Origin of the sequence: Candidatus Chordibacter forsetii, from assembly GCF_964187505.1 — a bacterium.
GTDB classification, from domain to species: Bacteria; Verrucomicrobiota; Verrucomicrobiia; order Opitutales; family Seribacteraceae; genus Chordibacter; species Chordibacter forsetii.
In genome coordinates, this window is record NZ_CAXLML010000009.1 from 1 (window position 1) to 3,310 (window position 3,310).

4 protein-coding genes are annotated in these 3,310 nt (G+C 49.1%); all 4 read right to left on the reverse strand.

The genetic code is table 11. The features are described from left to right. Window positions 1-190: 190 nt before the first annotated feature. A complete protein-coding gene (locus ACKPQ4_RS00270) occupies window positions 191-1,240 on the reverse strand; it encodes an SAM-dependent methyltransferase (protein ID WP_407679205.1) in 1,050 nt (349 codons plus the stop codon). Further along, on the reverse strand, window positions 1,237-2,037 hold the full coding sequence (locus ACKPQ4_RS00275; protein ID WP_407679206.1) for a DUF1295 domain-containing protein: 801 nt from the start codon (window positions 2,035-2,037) through the stop codon (window positions 1,237-1,239). The genes ACKPQ4_RS00270 and ACKPQ4_RS00275 overlap by 4 nt, the downstream gene beginning before the upstream one ends. Continuing rightward, the gene (locus tag ACKPQ4_RS00280; RefSeq protein WP_407679207.1) at window positions 2,034-2,558 is read right to left on the reverse strand and encodes a DUF2878 domain-containing protein; all 525 of its coding nucleotides are present in this window, start codon (window positions 2,556-2,558) and stop codon (window positions 2,034-2,036) included. Before ACKPQ4_RS00280 ends, ACKPQ4_RS00275 begins: the two co-directional genes overlap by 4 nt. Further along, window positions 2,555-3,310, reverse strand: a 756-nt coding sequence (locus ACKPQ4_RS00285; RefSeq protein WP_407679208.1) for a class I SAM-dependent methyltransferase, incomplete at its 5' end; no start/stop codon positions are given. The genes ACKPQ4_RS00280 and ACKPQ4_RS00285, both read right to left, overlap by 4 nt.

Below are 3,310 nucleotides of genomic sequence, written 5' to 3' on the forward strand. Positions count from 1 at the left end.
TTGGTGGTTGGGTCGGGCTGGTAGCCTGCGTGTAGGCACTGGGTTTCGAGTTTCATAATACGCTAAGGGTTGGGGGAGGTGAGTGAGTTGTTAAAAAAAGGCGAATGAACTTTTTTGCAAAGCTCGGGGAGGAGGGCAACTATCTTTATAAGCCCGTTCAAAAACAAGAATCTATCGAGTCATAAATCCTTTACCCCTTGGCCGGCTTGGCGAAGAGATAGTGGGAGACCCACCATTCCTGGCCCTTGGCGTAGGCAAAGGTTTCGGCACAGGCGAGAAAGAAGATACGCCAGCGGTGGTAAGTTTTCTTTGCCTCTAAGGGTGTTTGATCATTCTCGAAGATACGCAGGGCGGCGGATTTGTTTTGGTCGAGGTTACGCAACCAATCCTCAGAGGTTTCCCCGTAGTGCCTGCCCGACCATCGCCAGCGTCTTTCGAGCTCGAGATCTCCGCAAATCCGCAAAAAGAGTTCGTCCGCGGGCATGGTACCCCCACTGAAAAAATGTTTGGACATCCAATCGTCTTCCCCCTCGACTTCGAAGGGATATGAGGTGGAACGGTGGCAAAATACATGAGTAAAAAGCTTCCCCCCCGGGTTTAACCAATTGAAGATTTGTTGGAAGAGTTGGCGATGATTACGCACATGCTCGAACATTTCAACAGAGACCACACGGTCGTAGGATTGATCGGGCTTAAAAGCATTAACATCTGCAGTGACTACTTCGAGGTTGTTTAATCCACGTTCCTTGGCGGTTTCCATAATATATTCGCGTTGGGAATGGGAGTTGGAAACCGAACGGATACGTGATTTTGGATAGTGTTTTGCCATCCATAAGGAGAGGGAACCCCAACCGCATCCAAGCTCTAAAATCTCCTGGCCATCCTGCAGGTCTGCCCTTTTGCAAGTGAGTTCTAGGGCACGGTCCTCCGCTTGATCTAGCCCGTGGGTGCCGGGGTGGTAGCAGCAACAACTATATTTCAAGTTTTTGCCTAATACGAGGCGGTAAAAACCTGAGGGTACTTCGTAGTGTTGTTCGTTGGCCTTTTCAGTCTCCACCGCAAGGTCGGATTGATCGACCGATCGTATGTACTCCTCGGCGAGTTCTGCGTTGGCTTCGCAATCTTCAGACTGACATTGTTCGAGGCGTTTTTTACAGAGGTTGCGTATGCCTGCACGGATGAGAAAGTCAGGCACCAAACCGCGTTCGCTTAATTGAATGAAAGAATCAGTAAGGCTCATTGATGAGAGTTTTTTGACTTAGGGAACCAAGGAAAGAAAGATTGGGTACGCTCGACATAAGAACGGTAGGCGTCTCCGCTTACCTCCAATTTACGTGCCTCCACAAAAGGAATGCCAGTGATTCGGGTAAGGAAGAGATAGAGAATTGGGGGTACTATACATAACCATGCACCACCGGTAGAGAGTATGCCCATCGGAAGGTAGCCCAACCAAAGAATCCATTCGAAAAAATAATTGGGGTGTCGGGAATATTTCCATAGTCCAGAATCGCAAACCTCTTGGCGAGAACGTCCGGGGGTATTTTTAAAAAGGCGCAATTGTTTATCCGCCAAGCTGACCCCTACAAATCCTAAGATCCAAATAAACATACCCAGGTGATCAAACCAGGCGAGGTCGGACGAATTCCGTCCGAGGATGAGAAAAGGACTGGCAAATAAAACGATCCAAAATGCCTGTACCTGAAAAAAGAGAAAGAATCCGACGTTTGCATTTTTGCCCAAGTGATCGCGCAGGTATGCATACCGTGCATCCTCTGGTTTCCCCCAGCACCTTCGAAGTAGGTGAGTGCCCAAACGGGCTGACCATACTCCGAGCAGTCCGAGGAGTAGGGCATGCCTGGCGGGGTGGCATTCTTCCTGAATGAAATAGAGATAAACCAAGCCAAGTACGCCGACGCCATAGGCCCACAACACATCAACATACGAAGTGTTACGAATAGCCAGGGCGATTAGCCAACCAACGAGCATCACCAACGATGCTGCTGCCTGTCCGTAGAGCAGAAGATCCAGGTTATTCATTGATGAATATTTCTGTACTTATGGTGAAGTTGTCTGAGGATCAACCCGGCAATTGCCCATTCTGTTGCGATGGCGATGGCAGATGTCCAGTCAGAGGTAAAAGCGAGGCGTTCAAGTTGCCAACCAGAGGCATAAGCGATCAATCCGCCAAGACCAAATCCGATCAGGCAGCGGGAATTATTCTGCAGGAACCAGGAAAATAAAGGCCTAAGCATAAGCCCGAAATTTGCCCAGAGAAAAATCATCCACAGTGGGGCGCCGCCCACTGTGGGGTCGGCATAAAAGGCGAGCATTTCCAGGTGAACAAGCAGGGAATCTCCAACCATGCCGAGTGCGACCGCAGCGAGAAGAAAAGGAAAGGATGAACGGAAACGCCGGGTCGTGGCAATTCGGCAAAGAACGAAAAGAAATCCAGCAAAGGGAAAGAGAAATGGGTATTCGGTTGCCGATCCGAGAACACATGCAAACCAGGCGACTTGAAAGACGACTAAATCGATAAGGAAGTTTGGAGGTTTATTCATTGCGTAAACCCTTTGCCCACTTTGCAATTTGGCTTGGTTAAAAGAAGGTGGATATCTCCGGTGTATCCCTCCTCAAATCCCGCTTCGCAGTAGCAAAGATAATAAATCCATGCCCGTCGGAATGAATCGTCATAGCCCAAGCTTTTGATGGCTTCTTCATTTTTTAAAAAGCGCAAGCGCCATTCCCGCAGGGTTTGGGCATAGTGATATCCAATATCCTGAACACCGGTTGGTCGGAGGTCGGATTTTTTGACTACGGCCGAGATCATTGCAGATACAGATGGTACACAACTGCCGGGAAATACCCGGGTTCGTATGTAGTCTACTTCTTGTAAATACTGATCGTAGCGGTGGTCAGGCATGGTGATTGCCTGGACGAGGGCAGCTCCATCCGGAGCAAGAAGGTCGGAAATTTTGGTGAAGTAAGTGGGTAAATATTCATGACCCACCGCTTCAATCATTTCGATGGAGACAATGCGATCGTAGGAACCACTAAGAGTACGATAGTCATCCATGAGTAAATTTGCCCGGCCGGCATGGCCAGACTCTTTGATCACCTTTTGGGCATAAGCATGCTGCTCTTTGGAAATTGTGGTACCCGTCCAAATGGCCTCGGTCGTATCGAGAAGGCGTTTAGCAAAGCCTCCCCATCCACATCCGATTTCTAACACCTTTTGCCCGTCCTTAATATCAAGCTGTTCGATGATGCGGTCGTACTTAGCAAGGGATGCCTCTTCCAGGGTGGTTTCTTC